Source organism: Micromonospora sp. NBC_00821 (assembly GCF_036347035.1).
GTDB classification, from domain to species: Bacteria; Actinomycetota; Actinomycetes; order Mycobacteriales; family Micromonosporaceae; genus Micromonospora; species Micromonospora hortensis.
This window is the reverse complement of sequence record NZ_CP108880.1, coordinates 3,906,246-3,923,995: the sequence shown is the minus strand read 5'-3', so window position 1 is coordinate 3,923,995 and position 17,750 is coordinate 3,906,246. Positions and strand designations below refer to the sequence as shown.

The 17,750-nt window shown below is 72.6% G+C and carries 17 protein-coding genes and 1 pseudogene; 8 read left to right on the top strand and 10 right to left on the bottom strand.

The annotated features are described in order from the left end of the window. Positions 1-2: 2 nt before the first annotated feature. The 7 genes from OHB44_RS18090 to OHB44_RS18060 all read right to left on the bottom strand — a co-directional run bounded on the left by OHB44_RS18090 (position 3) and on the right by OHB44_RS18060 (position 6,511). On the bottom strand, positions 3-2,159 hold the full coding sequence (locus tag OHB44_RS18090; protein ID WP_330437641.1) for an ABC transporter permease: 2,157 nt from the start codon (positions 2,157-2,159) through the stop codon (positions 3-5). After that, entirely contained in the window at positions 2,156-2,836 is a 681-nt protein-coding gene (locus tag OHB44_RS18085) for an ABC transporter ATP-binding protein (protein ID WP_112672048.1), read from the bottom strand. The genes OHB44_RS18090 and OHB44_RS18085 overlap by 4 nt, the downstream gene beginning before the upstream one ends. Further along, entirely contained in the window at positions 2,833-3,357 is a 525-nt protein-coding gene (locus OHB44_RS18080) for a PadR family transcriptional regulator (protein ID WP_091398392.1), read from the bottom strand. The genes OHB44_RS18085 and OHB44_RS18080 overlap by 4 nt, the downstream gene beginning before the upstream one ends. 115 nt (positions 3,358-3,472) lie before the next feature. Next, on the bottom strand, positions 3,473-3,835 hold the full coding sequence (gene crcB, locus OHB44_RS18075; protein WP_266302419.1) for a fluoride efflux transporter CrcB: 363 nt from the start codon (positions 3,833-3,835) through the stop codon (positions 3,473-3,475). Then, positions 3,832-4,305: a fluoride efflux transporter FluC gene (locus tag OHB44_RS18070; RefSeq protein WP_330437640.1), complete on the bottom strand. Its 474-nt coding sequence runs from the start codon at positions 4,303-4,305 to the stop codon at positions 3,832-3,834. The genes crcB and OHB44_RS18070 overlap by 4 nt, the downstream gene beginning before the upstream one ends. A gap of 84 nt (positions 4,306-4,389) precedes the next feature. Further along, a complete protein-coding gene (locus tag OHB44_RS18065; protein WP_330437639.1) occupies positions 4,390-5,148 on the bottom strand; it encodes a class I SAM-dependent methyltransferase in 759 nt (252 codons plus the stop codon). A gap of 142 nt (positions 5,149-5,290) precedes the next feature. Further along, complete coding sequence (locus OHB44_RS18060; RefSeq protein WP_330437638.1) at positions 5,291-6,511, bottom strand: MFS transporter; 1,221 nt, start codon at positions 6,509-6,511, stop codon at positions 5,291-5,293. A 136-nt stretch (positions 6,512-6,647) separates the two neighbouring features. On the opposite strand from OHB44_RS18060, the gene OHB44_RS18055 reads away from it, so the two are divergent. The 6 genes and pseudogenes from OHB44_RS18055 (at position 6,648) to OHB44_RS18030 (ending at position 11,131) form a co-directional block, all read left to right on the top strand. Continuing rightward, positions 6,648-7,097 carry a MarR family winged helix-turn-helix transcriptional regulator gene (locus OHB44_RS18055; protein ID WP_330437637.1) on the top strand — a complete coding sequence of 150 codons (450 nt, stop codon included), beginning with the start codon at positions 6,648-6,650 and terminating at the stop codon, positions 7,095-7,097. Between the two features lie 78 nt (positions 7,098-7,175). Continuing rightward, the gene (paaK, locus tag OHB44_RS18050) at positions 7,176-8,483 is read left to right on the top strand and encodes a phenylacetate--CoA ligase PaaK (protein ID WP_330437636.1); all 1,308 of its coding nucleotides are present in this window, start codon (positions 7,176-7,178) and stop codon (positions 8,481-8,483) included. Positions 8,484-8,540: 57 nt separating this feature from the next. Beyond that, the gene (locus OHB44_RS18045; protein WP_330437635.1) at positions 8,541-9,647 is read left to right on the top strand and encodes a nucleotide disphospho-sugar-binding domain-containing protein; all 1,107 of its coding nucleotides are present in this window, start codon (positions 8,541-8,543) and stop codon (positions 9,645-9,647) included. 80 nt (positions 9,648-9,727) lie between these two features. Next, positions 9,728-9,847 (top strand): annotated as a pseudogene (locus OHB44_RS18040) (pentapeptide repeat-containing protein); the annotation flags it as partial. Beyond that, positions 9,847-10,416, top strand: coding sequence for a kinase (locus OHB44_RS18035; protein ID WP_330437634.1), 570 nt, complete (start codon positions 9,847-9,849; stop codon positions 10,414-10,416). The pseudogene OHB44_RS18040 and the gene OHB44_RS18035, both read left to right, overlap by 1 nt. Positions 10,417-10,564: 148 nt before the next feature. Then, positions 10,565-11,131: a dienelactone hydrolase family protein gene (locus OHB44_RS18030; RefSeq protein ID WP_330437633.1), complete on the top strand. Its 567-nt coding sequence runs from the start codon at positions 10,565-10,567 to the stop codon at positions 11,129-11,131. A 98-nt stretch (positions 11,132-11,229) separates the two neighbouring features. Here OHB44_RS18030 and OHB44_RS18025 read toward each other — a convergent pair whose 3' ends face one another. Further along, on the bottom strand, positions 11,230-12,159 hold the full coding sequence (locus OHB44_RS18025) for an NADP-dependent oxidoreductase (RefSeq protein WP_330437632.1): 930 nt from the start codon (positions 12,157-12,159) through the stop codon (positions 11,230-11,232). 50 nt (positions 12,160-12,209) lie between these two features. On the opposite strand from OHB44_RS18025, the gene OHB44_RS18020 reads away from it, so the two are divergent. Further along, a complete protein-coding gene (locus tag OHB44_RS18020; RefSeq protein WP_238686190.1) occupies positions 12,210-12,857 on the top strand; it encodes a TetR/AcrR family transcriptional regulator in 648 nt (215 codons plus the stop codon). A gap of 92 nt (positions 12,858-12,949) precedes the next feature. Here OHB44_RS18020 and OHB44_RS18015 read toward each other — a convergent pair whose 3' ends face one another. Continuing rightward, entirely contained in the window at positions 12,950-13,618 is a 669-nt protein-coding gene (locus OHB44_RS18015; protein WP_238686191.1) for a hemerythrin domain-containing protein, read from the bottom strand. A gap of 115 nt (positions 13,619-13,733) precedes the next feature. Continuing rightward, positions 13,734-17,018 carry an ATP-binding protein gene (locus OHB44_RS18010; protein WP_330437631.1) on the bottom strand — a complete coding sequence of 1,095 codons (3,285 nt, stop codon included), beginning with the start codon at positions 17,016-17,018 and terminating at the stop codon, positions 13,734-13,736. Between the two features lie 165 nt (positions 17,019-17,183). Between OHB44_RS18010 and OHB44_RS18005 the strand changes: the two genes are divergently transcribed. Then, positions 17,184-17,729: a YciI family protein gene (locus OHB44_RS18005; RefSeq protein WP_330437630.1), complete on the top strand. Its 546-nt coding sequence runs from the start codon at positions 17,184-17,186 to the stop codon at positions 17,727-17,729. Positions 17,730-17,750: the final 21 nt, after the last annotated feature.

The window sequence follows — 17,750 nt, the reverse complement described above, 5'->3', positions numbered from 1 at the left end:
GATCACTCGCTGCGGGCGGTCTCCGGCCCGGTGATGCGTTCCAGCAGCGGCAGGGTGGAGGCGATGACGCCGAGGCAGGCTGCCAACCCGACCACGACGATCACGTAGAAGCCCGGCTGCGGCGCGACGAGGGTGTAGCCCATCTGTGCCCGGAGGAACAGGTGGGCGGCGAGGAGGCCCATGCCGATGGCGACGGCGGCGACGGCGAGCATCGGCACGGCGCTCTCCAACGCCACCACCCGGCGCAGGACGCGCACCGGAGCGCCGCTGAGGCGCAGCAGGCTGAACGGGCGTCGGCGTTCGGTGAGACCGCCGATGACGCTGACCGCGAGGCTGCACCCGCCGAGCGCGAGGCTGGCGATGATGATGACGTTTGCCAGTTGTTCCCAGCCGCGCAGCGTGTTGGCGAACTCCGACTCGAAGTCACCGGGCACGTTCGGCGCCACCCGGAAGGCCGGCAGGGCGGTCTCGAGCACGGTCCGCGAGCGCTCGATGGTGGCGGCGGAACCGTCCGTGTCGACGACGATCGACATCACCGGCAGCTGTTGGAGTTCGCCGAGTGGAACCGATGCGGCGGGCCAGACCCTGGTGGACGACGCCGACTCCCGGAAGGGGATGAGACCCGTCGCTACCTCGGCGACGGTGGCGCCCTCGGCGCACCGGCCGTACGCGCTCGGGATCTCGGCGCACGCGATCAGGCCGGGCTCGCTGGCGCTCATCCAGTCCGGGTTCTCGCGCACCGCGAAGGCCGACCGCACGCCGGTCATCGAGCGTAGGTCGGTGAAGAGCGAGTCAGGCGTCGCCGGTGCATCCTCAGGAAGGTAGATCGACACCTGTCCCGCCTCGGTCGAGCCGACCGGTGCCGGGCCGCGGTTGGCGACGATCGTGGTGATCACGCCGACGGACACGCTCGTGACGAAGAGCGCGAGCATGATGCCGCTGATCGCCCGGAAGCCGGCCTTCGGGTTGTCAGCGAGGCGACGCGCGGCGATGAGCGTGGCCGGGCGGTTGGCGTACCGGGCCATCACCCGGGCGCCGACCATCGTCAACCACGGGCCGGCGAAGACCAGGCCGGCCATGATGAGCAGCAGCCCGGGCAGGAACACCGCGGCCTGGCCGTCGGACGTCTCGGGCCGGAAGCCGATGGCGAAGAGCAGCACGGCGACGCCGAGCACCATCGGGATCAGCCGGTACGCCCGCGGGGCGCGGGGAGTGACCCGGCGGGTCACGCCCAGCGGCGAGATCCGTACCCGGCGCAACGAGACCTGGGCCGCCACGGCCGCGCCGGCCGGGACGCCGAGCGCCACGAGCAGGACGTCCAGCAGGCCCAGCGACATGTCGCTGGGGAAGAACGGCATGCCCGTGAACGGGATGCCAGCCATCGGGCCGCGGAAGGCGTAGAACAGGCCGAAGCCGACGGCGGTGCCGACGACGGCAGCGGTAGTCGCCTCCACCGCCGCGACCACCGAGGTCTGCCTCGGGGTGGCGCCGACCAGGCGCATCGCGGCGAAGCGCTGCTCCCGGCGGGCCGCGCTGAGCCGGGTGGCGGTGCCGACGAAGATCAGCAACGGGAACAGCAGCCCGCCGGCGATCACGCCCAGGATGAGGTTCATCGTTGTCTCGGGGAGCGCGGGGGTGTCGCCGACGCGGGTGAGCTTCGTGGCGGCGGGCAGCGCGGCCACTTCGTCGGGGGTGCGACCCATGATGACGAGCAGGGTGTCCGGTGAGGTAAGTGCGGCCGGGCCGACGGTGCCGACGGCGCGCCCCGGATAGCGCTCGCCGAGTTCGTCGGCCGGGTGAGCGGCCAGCAGGTCGCGCAGGGCGGGGGAGGCGTAGTACTCCCCGGGGCCGGGCGTGCTCGGGATGCCGGTCGGAGTGGGGGCGCTCGGCCCGGTGGCCGCGACGTCGATCCGAATGATCTGCTTGCCGTGGAAGTAGTCCTCGCGCGTCGACCACCACAGGGGATCGGCGTCGCCGCCCGGCGAGGCGTTGGGATAGACCGACGCGTACCGGGTGAGCTGGGAGTTGACAGCGTTGACCCCGGCGAGAGTGGTCAGCAGCAGACCGCTGCCGACCGCGACGGCGGCGGCGATGACGATCAGGCGGGTGAGCGCCTCACGGCCGCCGGCCACGGCGAGGCGGAGCCCGAAGCGGATCACGAGGCGATCCGGTCCGGCGCGTTCACGCGCCCGTCGCGGACCATGACCTCGCGGTCGGCGTACGCCGCGATCCTCGGCTCGTGGGTGACCAGGATGACGGTGGTGCCCTGCTCGCGGGCGGCCCCGACCAGCAGGTCCATCACCTGCTCGCCGGTGAGCGAGTCGAGCGCGCCGGTCGGCTCGTCGGCGAAGAGCACCTGCGGCTCGGCGACCAGGCCGCGAGCCAGGGCGACCCGTTGCGCCTGCCCGCCGGAGAGCTCACCCGAGCGCCGCTGCTCCAGGCCGTCCAGCCCGAGGCGCGCGAACCAGGCTCGCGCCCTGGGCAGCGCCTGCTTGCGGTGTACGCCGCTGAGCAGCAGCGGCAGCGCGACGTTCTCCACAGCGGTCAGCTCGGGGACGAGCTGACCGAACTGGAACACGAAGCCGAACCGGTCCCGGCGCAGGCTGCTGCGCTCGGTCTCGGCCATGGCGTGCACCCGGGCCCCGTCGAAGAGGATCTCGCCGGAGTCGGGCACCAGGATGCCGGCCAGGCAGTGCAGCAGGGTGGACTTGCCCGAACCGCTGGGGCCCATGACGGCGAGGATCTCGCCCGCCTCCACGGCGACGCTGGCGCCGCGCAGGGCGGGCGTCTGACCGAAGGAGAACTCGACGTCGCGCGCTTCGATCACGACGCTCACGGCCGTACCTCTTTCCGCAGGGCGTCCAGGCGGGCGCCGGTCATCTCGATCCATCGGAGGTCGGCCTCCAGGTGGTAGAGGCCGTGGTCGGCGAGCAGCGCGTCGACCAGGCTGCCGGCGCGCTTGATCTCGGTCAGCTCCCGCATCCGGTGCAGGTGCGCGCTGCGCTGGGTGTCGAGGTATTCGGCGGCCGGGCGGTCCAGCATCAGCGCGAGCACGACCTTGGCGAAGAGCACCGTCTGCAAATGCGGTTCCGGGTCGACCGGTTGGGTCAGCCACTGCTCGACCTCGGTCGCGCCGACGTCGGTGATGATGTAGCGCTTGCGGTCGGGGCCGGAGCCCGGGGCGACGTCGCTGATCACCACCTTGCCGTCGCGGGCCAGTCGGCTCAGGGTGGAGTAGACCTGGCCGAACGGCAGTGGCTTGCCCCGGCCGAAGAAGGCGTCGTAGTCGCGCTTCAGGTCGTAACCGTGGCTGGGCTCGCGTTCGAGGAGTCCGAGGAGGGTCAGTGGCACGCTCATGCCAGCAGACTACACCGAGGGTATACCTCGCGTATATACCCTCGGTGTGTGGTGGATCGTCGCTGGTCAGGCGTTCGCTGGGGATGGAGACGGGCGCGCTGCGGCTGGTGTGCGGTCAGCCGATCAGGGCACGGGCCACCGCGTAGCCGACGGTAGCCGCGGCGAGCCCGGCGGCCACGCTGCCGAGCACGTTGGCCAGCGCGAGGAGCCGATGACCGCCAGTGGTCAGCCGCAGCGTCTCGTAGCTGAAGGTGGAGTAGGTGGTCAGCGCGCCGCAGAACCCGGTGCCGAGCAACGCGCTGACGGACGGGCTGGCCGGCCACCCGACCAGGACGCCGAGCAGCAACGACCCGGACACGTTGACGAGCAGCGTCCCCCAGGGGAACGCCGAGCCGTGCCGGGACTGCACGGCCCGGTCGGTGAGGTAGCGCAACGGCGCACCGACGGCCGCGCCCAGGGCGATGAGCAGCACTGTCATCGGGTCACCCGACGCAGCAGCCCGGCGGTGACGGCGTCGCCCACGGCGACCGCGACGAGCGCCCCGAGCGCCGTCGCGGCGAGGTACGCCAGCGCGGTGCCCGGTGCGCCCGCGACGATCGCCTGCTGGACGTCGACCGCATAGGTGGAGAAGGTGGTGAAACCACCGAGCACCCCGACCCCGAGGAACGGACGAGCCAACGGGGGGCCGCCGTCGAGGTGCCCGAGCACCGCCATCAGCACGCCGATCAGGAGACAGCCGGACGTGTTGATGGTGAACGTGGCCCAACCGAAGCCGGCCGGTGGGTGCGGAACGGCGTGTTGCAGGCCGGCCCGGGCCAGCGCGCCGAGCACCCCGCCGGCCGCGATCGCGGCGAGGACCGTCGCGGGGCGCGCCGTCAGCTCGCGGCGGTCGGCGGGGACGCGCAGGTCGACGTCGGGGTCGGTACGCGGCTCGAACGGCTCTGGCACGGCTCCTCAGCCTAGTGCCGGCGACGGCGACGTCGGTCACCTCCCGGTGAGGGCGGCGTCAGCGCGCTGCTGACGAGGGTGGCGTCAGCGCACTGCCGCGACAACGGCGTCCGGGCCGCCTCGCCAGACCGTGCCGACCTCGCTGAAGCCCGCCGCGGTGAGCGCGGCGAGGTGCCAGGAGACCGGTGGGTTCCACTCGGGGCTGTGCCCGGTCGGGTAGATCTCGTGTCGTTGGGCGACCAACGGGGCGAGCGCCGGGTCGGCGCCGGCCCGCTCCCACCAGTCCGACCAGGACAGCATCGAGCCGGCGGCGTACCGGGCGTTGCGCCGGTCCCGGGCCCGGTCCATCAGCCGCTTGGTCAGCTCCGGCAGGGTGTCGTCGGGCATGTGGTCGGCGTTGACGAAGACCCCGCCCGGTCGCAGCACGTCGCGCAGTTCGGCGTAGAGCTGCCCGAGCCGCTCGGCCGGCAGCCAGTGCAGGGCGGTGGCGGTGAGCACGGCGTCGTACTCCTGGTGGGGGAGCGTGGAGCGCCACTCGGGGGTGCCGAGGTCGGCCGTGATGATGGTGGCCCGCTCGGCCAGTGAGGCGCCGGCGATGGCGAGCAGCGCCGGGTCGAGGTCGACCACTGTCGTCTCGGCGGCGGGGAAGCGCGCCAGCGTCCGCAGCGAGATGCTGCCGGTGCCGCCGGCCAGGTCGAGCACGCGCGGCGGCCGGCCGTCGAGGACCGCGTCGACGGTGTCGAGCATGGCGGTGAACCGGTGTTCCCGGTCCGGGAGGTAGGCCTCCTGCTGGCGGTCCCAGCTCTCCTGCCAGGCCCAGGGATCCACGATGTAAGGACTCATGACGATCAGGCTAGTTACGGCACGAGCGCGTTGTCCAGACCTTGTTGCACATGTTTTGCAATTGCGAGAAGATGGCAGGGCGATGATCAGAGCGACGCCGGGTCGGGCATCCGCCCGGCCCGGCGTCGTCTTTCCGGCGAGGTCAGACCGGGGCGTCCACCAGGCTCGCGTCGGCCCGGGACGGCTCGTCGCGGCGGGCCAGCCGTAGCGCGCCGAGGAGCACGCCCAGACCGATGAGGGTGAGTGCGGCGCCGGCCCAGATCGGCGAGGTGTAGCCGAGTCCGGCGGCGATGGTCACCCCACCGATCCAGGCGCCCAACGCGTTGCCGAGGTTGAACGCGGCGATGTTCGCCCCGGACGCCAGGGTCGGCGCCTGGTGGGCGTACCGCATGATCCGCATTTGCAGCGGCGGCACTGTGGCGAAGCCGAAACCGCCCATCAGCACCAGCGCGACGATGGTCAGCACCGGATTCGTGGCGGTCAGCGCGAAGCCGACGAGCACCACTGTAAGCACCGCCAGGACGGTGACCAGCGTGCGCGACAGTGACCTGTCGGCCGCCCGGCCGCCGAGCAGGTTGCCCGCGAAGAGCCCCACGCCGAAGAGGACGAGCAGCCACGGCACGGTGCTGGTGGCGAAGCCGCTGACCTCGGTCAACGTGTAGGCGATGTAGGTGAACGCGCCGAACATCCCACCGAAGCCCAGGACGGTGATCACCAGGGAGAGCCAGACCTGCGGGTGGGTGAAGGCCCGCAACTCGCCGCGCAGCCCTCCGGCCGGGCGGTCGGCGTTGGCGGTGTCGGCCGCCGGGATCAGCAGGGCCAACCCGATCAGGGCGACCACCCCGATGGCGGTGATCGCCCAGAACGTCGACCGCCAGCCGAAGTGCTGCCCGAGGAAGGTGCCGAACGGCACGCCGAGCACGTTGGCGATGGTCAGGCCGGCGAACATCATGGCGATGGCGCCCGCCCGTCGGGCCGGTGCGACCAGGCCGGCGGCGACGACGGCGCCGATGCCGAAGAACGCGCCGTGGCAGAGCGCGGCGACGATCCGGCCGGCCATCATCACGGCGTAGTCGCCGGCGACGGCGGAGAGCAGGTTGCCGATGATGAACAGCACCATCAGGCCGAGCAGCACGGGTTTGCGCGGTAGGCGGGTGACCGCCGCGGTGAGAGCGACGCCGCCGACAGCCACGCTGAGCGCGTAGCCGGAGATCAACCAGCCGGCCACCGGCTCGGTGACCGCGAAGTCGGCGGCCACCTCGGGCAGCAGCCCCATGATCACGAACTCGGTGAGCCCGATGCCGAAGGCGCCGATGGCCAGCGCGATCAGGCCGGGCGGCAGGGACTGTGGGCGTACGGACATGGTCTTCCCATCGGGAGGGGTCAGATATGCGGCGCGTGCAACTACGCGCGCCGGCAACGAAATACTTGCACGCGCTTCATATCGGCGCAAGCGTGGTAACCTGGGGTCCGTTCAGATCACACCGAGGAGGGCCGGCATGGGCATCGCCGACGACGCGGTCGAGATCCGCGCGCAGGGTTGGCGCACCCTCGCCGCCCTGCACGGGCTGATCGAGGCATCCCTGGAGCGGGCCCTACAGGCCGACCACGACCTCTCCGTCGTCGAATACACGGTGCTCGACGCGCTTTCCCGCCAGGACGGCTGGCACATGCGGATGAGCCAGCTCGCCCGCGCCGCCGCGCTCTCCGGCAGCGCCACCACCCGGCTGGTCACCCGCCTCGAACAGCGAGGGCTGCTCACCCGCATCCTCTGCGCCGACGACCGGCGCGGCATCTACACCGAGCTCACCCCGGCCGGCTCCGAACTGCTCGCCCAGACCCGACCCACCCACAACCGGGTGCTCACCGACGCGCTCGCCCAGGCGGAGGCCACCCCCGAGCTGGCGCCGCTGGTCGACGCCCTGCACCGGCTGCCGGCCACCCGCTGACCGCCCCGCCGGGCCCGGCGACAGCGGGCGTACGGTACCCGCAGCCCCACCGGGACCGCCGCGCCAAGGAGGCAGCCGATGCAGGACCGCACCCCTCGTCCCGAGGAGCTGGAGCCAATCGAGCGCGCCGGCATCGACGAGCTGCGCGCCCTGCAACGCGACCGACTGCGCTGGTCGCTGCGGCACGCGTACGACAACGTGCCGCACTACCGGCAGGCGTTCGACGCGGCCGGGGTGCACCCTGACGACTGCCGGGATCTCGACGACCTGGCGCGCTTCCCGTTCACCGGCAAGGCGGAGCTGCGGGAGAACTATCCATTCGGCATGTTCGCCGTACCCCGGGAGCGGGTCGCCCGCCTGCACGCCTCCTCCGGCACCACCGGCCGGCCGACGGTGGTCGGCTACACCCGCGACGACCTGCGCACCTGGGCGCGCCTGATGGCCCGCTCGATCCGCGCCTCCGGTGGCCGCCCCGGCGACCGGGTGCACGTCGCGTACGGCTACGGGCTCTTCACCGGCGGCCTGGGCGCGCACTACGGGGCCGAGGAGCTGGGCTGCACCGTCATCCCGGTCTCCGGGGGCATGACCGAGCGTCAGGTGATGTTGATCCGCGACTTCGAGCCCGAGGTCATCATGGTCACGCCCAGCTACCTACTGGCCATCGTCGACGAGATGCGACGCCAGGGCATCGACCCACGCGCCACCTCACTGCGGGTGGGCATCTTCGGGGCCGAGCCGTGGACCGAGGACATGCGCCGCGAGATCGAGCAGCAGTTGGACATCCACGCCGTCGACATCTACGGGCTGTCCGAGGTGATGGGCCCCGGCGTGGCGACCGAGTGCGTCGAGACCAAGGACGGGCTGCACCTCTGGGAGGACCACTTCTACCCGGAGATCATCGACCCGGTCACCGGGGCGGTGCTGCCCGACGGCGAGCGGGGTGAGCTGGTGTTGACCTCCCTGACAAAGGAGGCGATGCCGGTCGTGCGCTACCGCACCCGCGACCTGACCCGCCTGCTGCCCGGCACCGCCCGCCCGATGCGCCGGATCGAGAAGATCACCGGCCGCACCGACGACATGATGATCCTGCGGGGGGTGAACATCTTCCCCACCCAGATCGAGGAGCTGATCCTGCGCACCCCGCAGCTGTCACCGCACTTCCAGTGCGTCCTCGACCGGCGCGGTCGGCTGGACACCCTGACGGTGCGGGTGGAGCGGCGGGCCGACATCGACGTGGACGCCGCCGAGCGGGCCGGCGACGCGCTGGTCCAGTTGGTGAAGAACACCATCGGCGTAAGCGTGGCGGTCGACGTCCTTGCCCCGGACACCGTGGAACGGTCGATGGGCAAGATGCGCCGCATCGTCGACCAGCGACCGTCCGGCTAGTCGCTGCCGACGTTCCGGGTCCTCGGCAGTGGCAGTGGTCGACATAGGATCGTGCCCATGCGCGTGCTGGTGGTTTCCGCCCCGCTCGTCGGGCACGTCTTCCCGCTGGTGCCGCTCGCTGTTGCGCTCCGCGACGCCGGCCACGACGTGCTGGTGGCCACCGGCGGCGGAGCCCTGGCCGCCGCCGACGCTGGTCTGCCGGTGCACGACATCGCGCCGGGCTTCGAATTCGGCCGGATCGCGCTGCGGGTCTTCCCCCGCCATCCGCTGATCGCACGGGCGGAAATGGCCGGCACCGCCGGCACCCGGGGCGCCGGCCTGCTGTTCGGCGCGCTCAACGACCAGCTCGTCGACCCGGTGGTAGCGCTGGCCACCCGGTGGCGGCCGGATCTGGTGCTGTACGAGCCGTTCGCGGTCGCCGGCGCGGTGGCCGCCGCGCGGCTCGACGTGCCGGCCGTACGTCAGGAGAACGCCCTCTTCGACGGCCGGGACCTGGTCCGCGCCACAGTCGCCCGACTCGGCGCCGCGCTGCGCCGCCACGGCCTCACCGAGCTGCCCGCGCCGGCCGCCGCCCTCGCCGTGGCCCCACCCAGCGTCGCCACGCAGGGCGGCTGGCCGATGCGCTACACGTCCTATGTCGGCGGCGGGGAACTGCCAGCCTGGCTGCGTGAGCCGGGTGAGCGCCCCCGGATCCTGGTCACCCGAAGCACCCTCACCGGCCCCGGCGACCGGGGGCCGATGCCCGCCGTGGTGGCCGCCGCCGCCCAGGTGGACGCCGAGATCGTGCTGGTCCGCCCCGACGAACGCTCGGCCCGCTCGGTGCCCGGCAACGTACGGGTGGTCGGCTGGATTCCGCTCGACGAGGCGTTGCCGGCGAGCGCGGCGCTGGTGCACCACGGTGGTGCGGGCAGCGCCTTCGGCGCCCTCGCCGCGGGCCGGCCCCAACTGGCCACCACGGGTCCGGGGGACCGGCGGCACAACGCCGAGCTGGTGGCTCGCCGGGGCGCCGGCCTGGCGCTGCGTCCCCGGGACATCACCGCGCGGGCACTGACCCAGCTGCTCACCGACGAGCGCCTGCGGACCGCTGCCGCGCAGGTCAGCCGCGAGATCGCCGCGATGCCGCCACCGACGGCCCTGGTCGCGCGGCTGGCGGCACTGGTCTGACTCTTGATTCGCGGGTGACGTCGTGACGACGGACCGCAGTGGTGGCGTGCCCACCCCGCGCCCACACAGGTTGAGGACACCTGCGCACCACCACGATCGGCGACGTGAAGGTCCTGCTGCCGGACCTCGAACCGGACGACCTCGACACCACGACTGACCTTGACGGCGGCCTCACCGAAGCCCTCGTCGAGGGCGCAGCGTGCTAGCTGAACCCACTGGCAGCCCGGACACGATCCTCGTCTGCGTCCGGGGCAACTCCGGCTCCGGCAAGAGCAGCATCGCCCGCGAGCTACGACGCCGGCACGGCCGGGGCTGCGCCCTGGTCGAGCAGGACTACCTGCGCCGCATCCTGTTGCGCGAGCGGGACAAGCCCGGCGGGGCAGCACCGGCGTTGATCGCGCAGACCGTTCGGATCGCCCTCGACCACGGCTACCACGTGGTGCTGGAGGGCATCATGCACAGCAGCCGCTACCGCAGCGTGCTGACCTCCCTGCGGGACGACCACCGCGGCCGGTCCCTGTTCTGCTACCTCGACGTGTCCCTGGCCGAGACCCTGCGCCGGCACCTCACCCGCCCGCAGGTCAGTGAGTTCACCGCCGAGCACATGAGCGGCTGGTACGCCGCCCACGACGTCCTGGGCTGGCCCGATGAACTCGTCCTACCCGAGACCACCGGACTGAACGAGGCCGTCAAGGCCATCGCTGCTGTGGCCGGGCTACCTCAGTCCGGCCGAGACGACGACCTGCCCCCGACCGTTCCGTCCCCGTAGAGCAGCTCAGCCGGCTACCGATGTCGCCCATCCGGCGCACCGTCCGCCACCATCAGCCCCGGGTGGCTGCCCGACGACTCGACCACGATCATGGCCCCACTCCGCGTGCCCACACCGGACGGCCGGTCGGCTGCGGCAGGATGACCGGATGCGACACGTCGTGCTGTTCCACTCCGTGTACGGGCTGCGACCCGCCGTGCGCGCCGCCGCCGACCGGTTGCGCGCCGCCGGGCACCAGGTCAGCACCCCCGACCTGTACGGCGTCCCGGCAGCCGACACTGTCGAGGACGGCTTCGCGCTGCTCGACAAGATCGGCCACGAGGTGGTTCTGGACCGGGCCCGGGCCGCGCTGCGTGACCTGCCACCGGAGACTGTGCTCGCCGGCTTCTCGATGGGCGCCGGGGTGGCCGGGGCGCTGCTGGCCGAACGCCCCGCCGCCGCCGGTCTGCTCCTGCTGCACGGCACTGGCGGCGACCCGGACGCGGTCCGACCCGGGTTGCCGATGCACCTGCACCTCGCCGACCCCGACCCGTACGACGCGCCGGACGAGGTCGACGAGTGGCAGCAGGGCATGACCGACGCCGGTGCCGACCTGGCGGTCTTCCGCTATCCCGGCGTGGGTCACCTGTTCACCGACCCGGACCTGGCCGAGTACTCCCCGGACGCCACCGCGGCGGTCTGGCCGCGCGTGCTGGCCTTCCTGGCCGCCCGCTGAGCACCCGTCCCGCGGACCGCGCTCGCGTGCCGCTCGCCCACCACAGCGGATGGTCGGCCGCGCGTGCTCGGGTCAGGTGGACAGAGGTTGCGGAGCACCTACGGCTTCAGCACGATCTTGCCTCGCGCATGGCGGGACTCACTCAGCTCGTGGGCGGCGGCCGCCTCTTCCAGCGAGAACATGGCCGCGACCGGCACTGTGAAACGACCCCGCTCGGCGAGTTCGCCGGCGGCGGCGATTCCGTCGAGTGCCGGTGTGTCCGCGCCGGGGCCAGAGCCGCGCGACAGGTGCACACCGTAGGCAGCGGCGTTGATGTCGGCGATGCTCACCACCCGGTCCGGGCTCGCGACCAAGCCGACCAGGTCTGGCAGCGAACCGGAGCCGGCACAGTCGAGTACGACATCCACCCCGCCGGGCACCAGAGTGTGGACACGCTCGGCCAGCCCGGGGCCGTAGGTGGTCGGGATCGCCCCGAGCGAGGCGACGAACTCGTGGTTGCGGTCGCTGGCCGTGCCGATGACGGCCGCCCCGCGAGCGACAGCGAGCTGGATCGCGGTCGTACCGACCCCGCCGGCCGCGCCCTCGATCAACAGCGTGGTGCCGTCCTTGACGCCCAGCAGGTCGAGCACTCGGGTGGCCGTCTCGATGTTGCCCGCCGCGCCGCCGGCCTGCTCCCAGGTCAGGGCGGCCGGCTTCCGTGCCCACGCGGCCAGGACGGCGTGTTCGGCGTTCGCTCCGCCCATCTGGGCGTAGTCCGTGATCCCGAAAACCTCGTCGCCTACCCGAGCCGTGGTCACCCCGTCACCGACCTCGTCCACCACGCCGGCAGCGTCGACACCGGGCACGTGCGGCAGGCGGAGCGGAATCCACTGCTGGAATCGGCCGGCGCGAACGTAGGTGTCGGCCGGATTGACACCCGACGCCCGAACCGCCACCCGTATCTGGCCGGGTCCGGCATGGGGTTCCGGTGCCTCCGAGACCTCAAGGACACTCGCGGGACCGTACTTCGAAAATTGCAAAGCCCTCATGCAGACGGACGCTAACGCACGCCGCTGTCCGCCTCGCTAAAGTGAGAGCCGTGACCGATCGTTTGCCTCACGCTCTTCGCTCCGACGCCCTGGACAACCGCGAGCGCATCCTCGACGCCGCCCGCGCGGTCTTCGCCGTTGACGGCCTGGACGTGCCGATGCGGGAGGTTGCCCGGCGGGCCGGAGTCGCACCCGCCACCCTGTACCGCCGATTTCCGACCAAGGAGATGCTGGTCACCGAGGCATTCACAGAACAGATGTACGCGTGTCGCGGCGTTGTCGACGAGGGCCTTGCCGATTCGGATCCATGGCGCGGTTTCTGTCTCGTGATCGAGAAAATGTGTGAACTGCACGCACGCGACCGAGGCTTTACCGCAGCTCTCATATCGACCTTTCCCAAAGCAGTTGATTTCGAGGCGCGCCGTGAATACGCGCTCAGAGCGATCGACGAGCTGGCCCGCCGCGCCAAGGACGCCGGTCGCCTCCGCCCCGACTTCGTCCTGGACGACGTCATCCTCGTGCTCATGGCCAACAGCGGTATCCACGCGACCTCACCGACTACTCAGGTCAGCGCCTCGCGGCGCTTCGCCGCGCTCGCCATCTCGGCGTTCCAAGCCTCTCCGGACATCTCGCCGCTCCCGCCCGTGGCGCGGTTGGCACCGCCGGCGTCGGTATCCAGAGGCAGCCAAGTGGGCTAGCAGTCCCGGCGACCCGGCCGGCTGGGATCCCGGCCGGCCGGGTCACCGGATCGATCATGTGCAGGGGTGAGGCGGAGTTTCGCCGACCTCGCTCAGCGGACGCTGGCGCCGATGCGCGGGGGCGTGGCGGTGCCGTGCACCCGCTTGGCGTGACTGGCGAACAGCCGGGGCGCGATGATCGGCATGAGTAGCCGGGCCGGCAGCGGAGCGTGCGCCAGCACGGCCTTGACCACCTCCGGGTCGCCCTCGTACATGGCAATGCCGAAGGCCAGCGGGAGCTGCTTCTTCGGGGACTTGCTCATGCCGTGCTCGCCGAGCTGCATCCACTCCCGGGCGGTGACGTGCCGTTGCGCCAGCGGCAGGATCTCGCTCTCCTCCAGGGCCATGTGCTCGATCAGCGCGGCGCGTAGCTGCTCCAGGGCGTCCGCGAGGTGCTCACCGCCGCGGGCGGTGCGGCGCCACTGGGGGAGGAGGCCGACCACCGCCGCGTGGGCGTCCTCGATGGCGTGGTGCTGCGCCTCCATGGTGGGCACGATCGCCGCGGCCTCCGCGCCGCCGCGCTCCAGCAGCAGGGGCCAGAGCAGCAGGTCCTCGCCCTCGTGGTGCAGGTGCAGGATGTGGCAGAGCATCTCGGCGTGGGCGCCGACGACCTCCGCGCGCGTGGCGTCGCCCGGGGTGACGTCGCGGACGAGCTGCGGCAGCAGGCTGAACTCGCGACGGAGCGCCGAGTGCGCCATGTACATGTCGCGTACGTCGGCCATGGCTTCGCGGTGGTTCTGGTTCAACGGTGACCTTTCCGAGGGATCAACTGGCACAGATCTGTTGATCATGCTCGGTGCCACTTGGAACCGGCTTGGAATCCACCAACCCTGACGGTCAGCGGACCATCGCCGCCGTCGCCTCGGCCAGCCAGTGCGGCGACTCCCACCGGCGGGCGACCCGCGCGGCGAGAGTGATGTGCAGGGTCGCCTCCTCGGTGCGGCCCACCAGCCGGAACAGCTCACCGAGGGTCAGCGCGACCGGCCGCACCACCGCCGCTGTGGTGGAGAAACCGGCCAGTTGGTCGCGTACCGGGAGCAGCGCGTCGATCACGGGGTGGGCCAGGTCCCGTCGACCCAGCGCCACGACGACCATCCCGCGCACGCTGAGCAGCGCCGACTCGAAATAGTCCGGGCGGTAGGTGTGCCGCCCGATCGGCATGGCCCGCGCCTCGTCCAGGCGTCCGCTCCCGATCAGCGCCAGCGCCAGCAGGTCGTCCACGATCGGGCCCAACGACCCCCGTACCCGCCGCGTCGCCTCCAGGTGCTCACCGAACCGCCCCTGGCTGATCAGCAGGGTGCCGGTCGAGAAGTAGTGGAAGGCCTCGGCGTGCAGCGAACCCTGCCGCCGCATCTGCACGGCGACCTGGTCGTAGTGCCGCCGCGCCGCGTCGAAGTCGCCGGCGATGTGCGCGAGGGCGCCCAACGAGCACAGGTTGATCGTCTGCGCCTCGTTCAGCTGGTACGTCTCGGCCAGCCGCCCCTGCCGGGCGACGCTGAGGCGCAGTTCGTCCGGCTCGTTGAGCGCGGCAGCGCAGTGGCCCAGCGCCTGCTCGGCGACCGAGCGGTAGGTCACCAGCCCGTGCTCGTCGGCGAGGTCACGCAGCTCCAGGGCGAAGGCCCGGCGGTCCGGCGCCTCCCGCTCGTAGCTCATGGTGCGCAGCCGCGCGGCCAGCCCGAGAGCGCGCAGCTCGGGGTCGTCCAGCCGCTGCGAGAGAGTCAGCGCCTCCCGTCCGGCCGCCACGCCTCGCGGATCGGACTCGCCGTCCAACTCCGTGGCCAGCGCCTCCAGCAGTCGGCAGCGGGCGACCGGGTCCAGGTCGTCGGCGCGCAGCAGTCGGGTGAGCAGTTCGACGACCCGGTCGTCCACCACGCCGTACTCGTGGGTCAGCCACGGGGTGGGGACGGTCCACGCGGTGAACGCCGCGACCAGCAGGTCGTCGCGGCCGGACGCCGCGGCGACGTCGACCGCCCGAGCGCGGGTCTGCCGGGCGGCCGCCACCGCGCCGGCCCGCGCCTGGGCGCGCAGCAGCCGCCCGAGCAGGTCGACCCGGAGCGCGTCGCGGTCCCCGGCGACAGTGGCGGCGGCCTCGACAGCGTTGCCGAGCAGCTCGATCGCGGCGTCGTACGCGTACCGCCGCTCGGCCAGCTCGGCGGCCCGGATGGCGTAGTCGACGGCGAGCGGCGCGGTGTCGGCCGACGCGGCGCGGGCGTACTGGTGGGCCAGGGCGGGGTAGTCGTCGGGCCGCAGCCGACGGGTGGCGGCGGCGATCCGCGCGTGCAGGCGGGTGCGGCGCAGTTGTGGCAGGTCGGTGTAGATGGTGTCGCAGACCAAGCCGTGCACGAACCGCACCCGCCCGGGCGCCGGTTCGGTGAGCAACCCGGCGGCCAACCCGGTTTCCAGCGCCCGCAGGACGGTGCCCTCGTCGGTGCCGGCGGCGTCGACGAGCGTACGCACCTCGGCCTCCCGCCCCACGGCCGAGGCGAGACGCAGCACCGAGACGGCCGTCGACGGGAGGCGGGAGAGTCGTCGGCGCAGCACGTCGCGTACGCCCTCGGGCACGTCGGAGGTGGCCACGAGCGTGCCCTCGGCGGCAAGCAGTCGCGCCGACTCCCGGACGTAGAACGGGTTGCCGCCGGTCCGCTCGGCCAACGCGGCGACCGTGTCCGGGTCGACGGTGCTGCGGGACAGCGCGCCGAGCAGCCGTTCGACCTCGGACGTGCTCAGACCGCCCAACGGGATCCGCTGTGGTGACCGGCGGGCCAGGACGGCCATCGTGTCGGCGAGCCGCTCGGTGTTGTCGGCGGGACGCACCGCCGCGACGAACAGGACGGTGCCGGTGGTCATCTCGGTGACGCTCTGCAACAGCAGCAACGTCTCCGCGTCGGCGGCGTGCAGGTCGTCGAGGATCACGGTGACCGGTCTGCGGGCCGCTGCGGCGTCCAACCAGGCGCCGACGGCGCGGTGCAGCCGGAACCGGCCGGCGGTGACGTCGCCGCCGGGCTCGCCGTCGCCCCCACCGAGCAGCGGGGCGAGCGCCGGTGCGCGGTCACCCGGGGGTGCCTGCTCGGCGAGTTGCCGCAGCGCCTCGACCCAGGCCCAGGCCGGCGGGGCGCCCTCGACCTCGGGGCAGCGGCCGACGGCGACCAGCCAGCCGTGGGCGGTGAGCTCGCCCCGAAACCGGGTGAGCAGGCTCGTCTTGCCGGCCCCGGCCTCGCCGCTGAGCAGAGCGACTCGCGGCCCGGTCGCCACCGTCTCGGCGGCTGTCTGCCGGAGCGCCTCCAGCTCGGCCTCCCGGCCGACGAAGACCTCCTCCGACGCCTGCCGCTGAACGCGTACCGCTGTCGCCGCCACCGGTGGCAGCAGGTCGAGTCGCTGGCCCAGGATGGCGGACTCCACCTCGACCAACGCCGGGCCCGGGTCCAGTCCGAGCTGGTCGGCCAGGGTCGCCCGGGCCCGGCGCAGCGCGGCGAGCGCGTCGCCCTGCCGACCGGTACGCCACAACGCCAGCGCCAGCAGCCGCCAGCTCTCCTCCCGCAGCGGCGCCTGCCGGGTCAACAGCTCCGCCTCCGGCACCGCCTCGGCCGCGTCGCCGCAGCGCACTGTCACGTCGAGCAGTAGTTCCCGGGCGCCGAGCCGCAGTTCCTCCAGCCGCAGCACCTCCGGCTGCGCCCACGGCTCACCGGCGAATTCGGCGTACGCCCGACCGCGCCACAGATCGAGCCCGACGCTGAGCAACCGGCGTGCCCGGCCCGGGTCTACGGGGCCGACCGCACGCGCCTCGGCCAGCAGCGTCTCGAACCGACCGGCGTCGACGGCGTCCGCCGGCAGCCGCAGCGCGTAGCCCGGTGGCGCGGTGACCAGGACCCGGGCCGGCGTTCGTCGCTCGCGGGCCGGCTCCAGGAGGCGGCGCAGATGCGAGACGTACGCCTGGAGGGAGGCGATCGCCCGGGGTGGCGGGTCACCCCGCCACAGATCCTCGATCATCTGCCCGACGGAGACGACCTCACCGCGGGCCGCGAGCAGCAGTGCGAGCACGGCGCGTTGGCGGGGGCCGCCGAGGTCGACCGGCCCGCCTGTGTCGACCTCGACCTCAAGCGGCCCGAGCACCCGTAGCAGCATGACGGACCAATCCTAGTCGCGCTGGTGGGCGGCTCATCCGCTCCCACGGGACACCCGGCAGCCAGCACGTGGCAGGCGCCCGCTGCTGGCCTCGGCGTCCGTACCGTAGCGGCCACTGCGGCACCCGGTCCGCCGTCGACGAGGGGCACCCGGCGAGAATGCGGCGTGGAGTTTCTCTGTTACCACAGTGACCGGCCCGGCTCGGCGGCGTTGCGCGACGAACTGTTGCCCGAGCACTGGTCGTACATGGACCGGTACGCGGCGGGAATGATCGCCCGTGGCCCGACCTTCGTCGGGGACACGCCCACCGGCAGCGTGCACATCGTCGACGTGCCCGACCGGGCCGCCGCGCGGGCATTCGCGTTCGAGGAGCCGAACTACCAGGCCGGCGTGTACCGGGACGTGCTGCTGCGTCGGTGGCGCAACACGCTGGGCCGCACCATGTGGGACTTCCCCGGCGGCCGGACCGGTGGCAACCGGTACCTGGTGCTCGGGCTCGGCGCCGGGCAGGCCGTCGACCTGGCCGTGCCGCCCGACCCGGACGAGTTGATCGCGTACGGGCCGCTGCTGGCCGACGACGGCGTCACCTGGCTCGGTACCGCCGCGCTGCTCCGGGCGCCGAACCCCGACGCGGCGCGCGCCATCCTGACGGCCGACCGGTACGCCGACATCGAGGTGCACAACTGGCAGTTCGGCGGGCGACCGTCCTGACCTGTCCTGAACCGCCCCGAT

Coding starts and splice junctions, on each gene's coding strand:
- OHB44_RS18060 (WP_330437638.1), bottom strand. CDS start 6,511: ATGTCCGTACGCCCACAGTCCCTGCCGCCCGGCCTGATCGCGCTGGCC.
- OHB44_RS18025 (WP_330437632.1), bottom strand. CDS start 12,159: ATGAGGGCTTTGCAATTTTCGAAGTACGGTCCCGCGAGTGTCCTTGAG.
- OHB44_RS18045 (WP_330437635.1), top strand. CDS start 8,541: ATGCGCGTGCTGGTGGTTTCCGCCCCGCTCGTCGGGCACGTCTTCCCG.
- OHB44_RS18055 (WP_330437637.1), top strand. CDS start 6,648: ATGGGCATCGCCGACGACGCGGTCGAGATCCGCGCGCAGGGTTGGCGC.
- OHB44_RS18065 (WP_330437639.1), bottom strand. CDS start 5,148: ATGAGTCCTTACATCGTGGATCCCTGGGCCTGGCAGGAGAGCTGGGAC.
- OHB44_RS18080 (WP_091398392.1), bottom strand. CDS start 3,357: ATGAGCGTGCCACTGACCCTCCTCGGACTCCTCGAACGCGAGCCCAGC.
- OHB44_RS18010 (WP_330437631.1), bottom strand. CDS start 17,018: ATGCTGCTACGGGTGCTCGGGCCGCTTGAGGTCGAGGTCGACACAGGC.
- crcB (WP_266302419.1), bottom strand. CDS start 3,835: ATGACAGTGCTGCTCATCGCCCTGGGCGCGGCCGTCGGTGCGCCGTTG.
- paaK (WP_330437636.1), top strand. CDS start 7,176: ATGCAGGACCGCACCCCTCGTCCCGAGGAGCTGGAGCCAATCGAGCGC.
- OHB44_RS18015 (WP_238686191.1), bottom strand. CDS start 13,618: ATGGCCGACGTACGCGACATGTACATGGCGCACTCGGCGCTCCGTCGC.
- OHB44_RS18030 (WP_330437633.1), top strand. CDS start 10,565: ATGCGACACGTCGTGCTGTTCCACTCCGTGTACGGGCTGCGACCCGCC.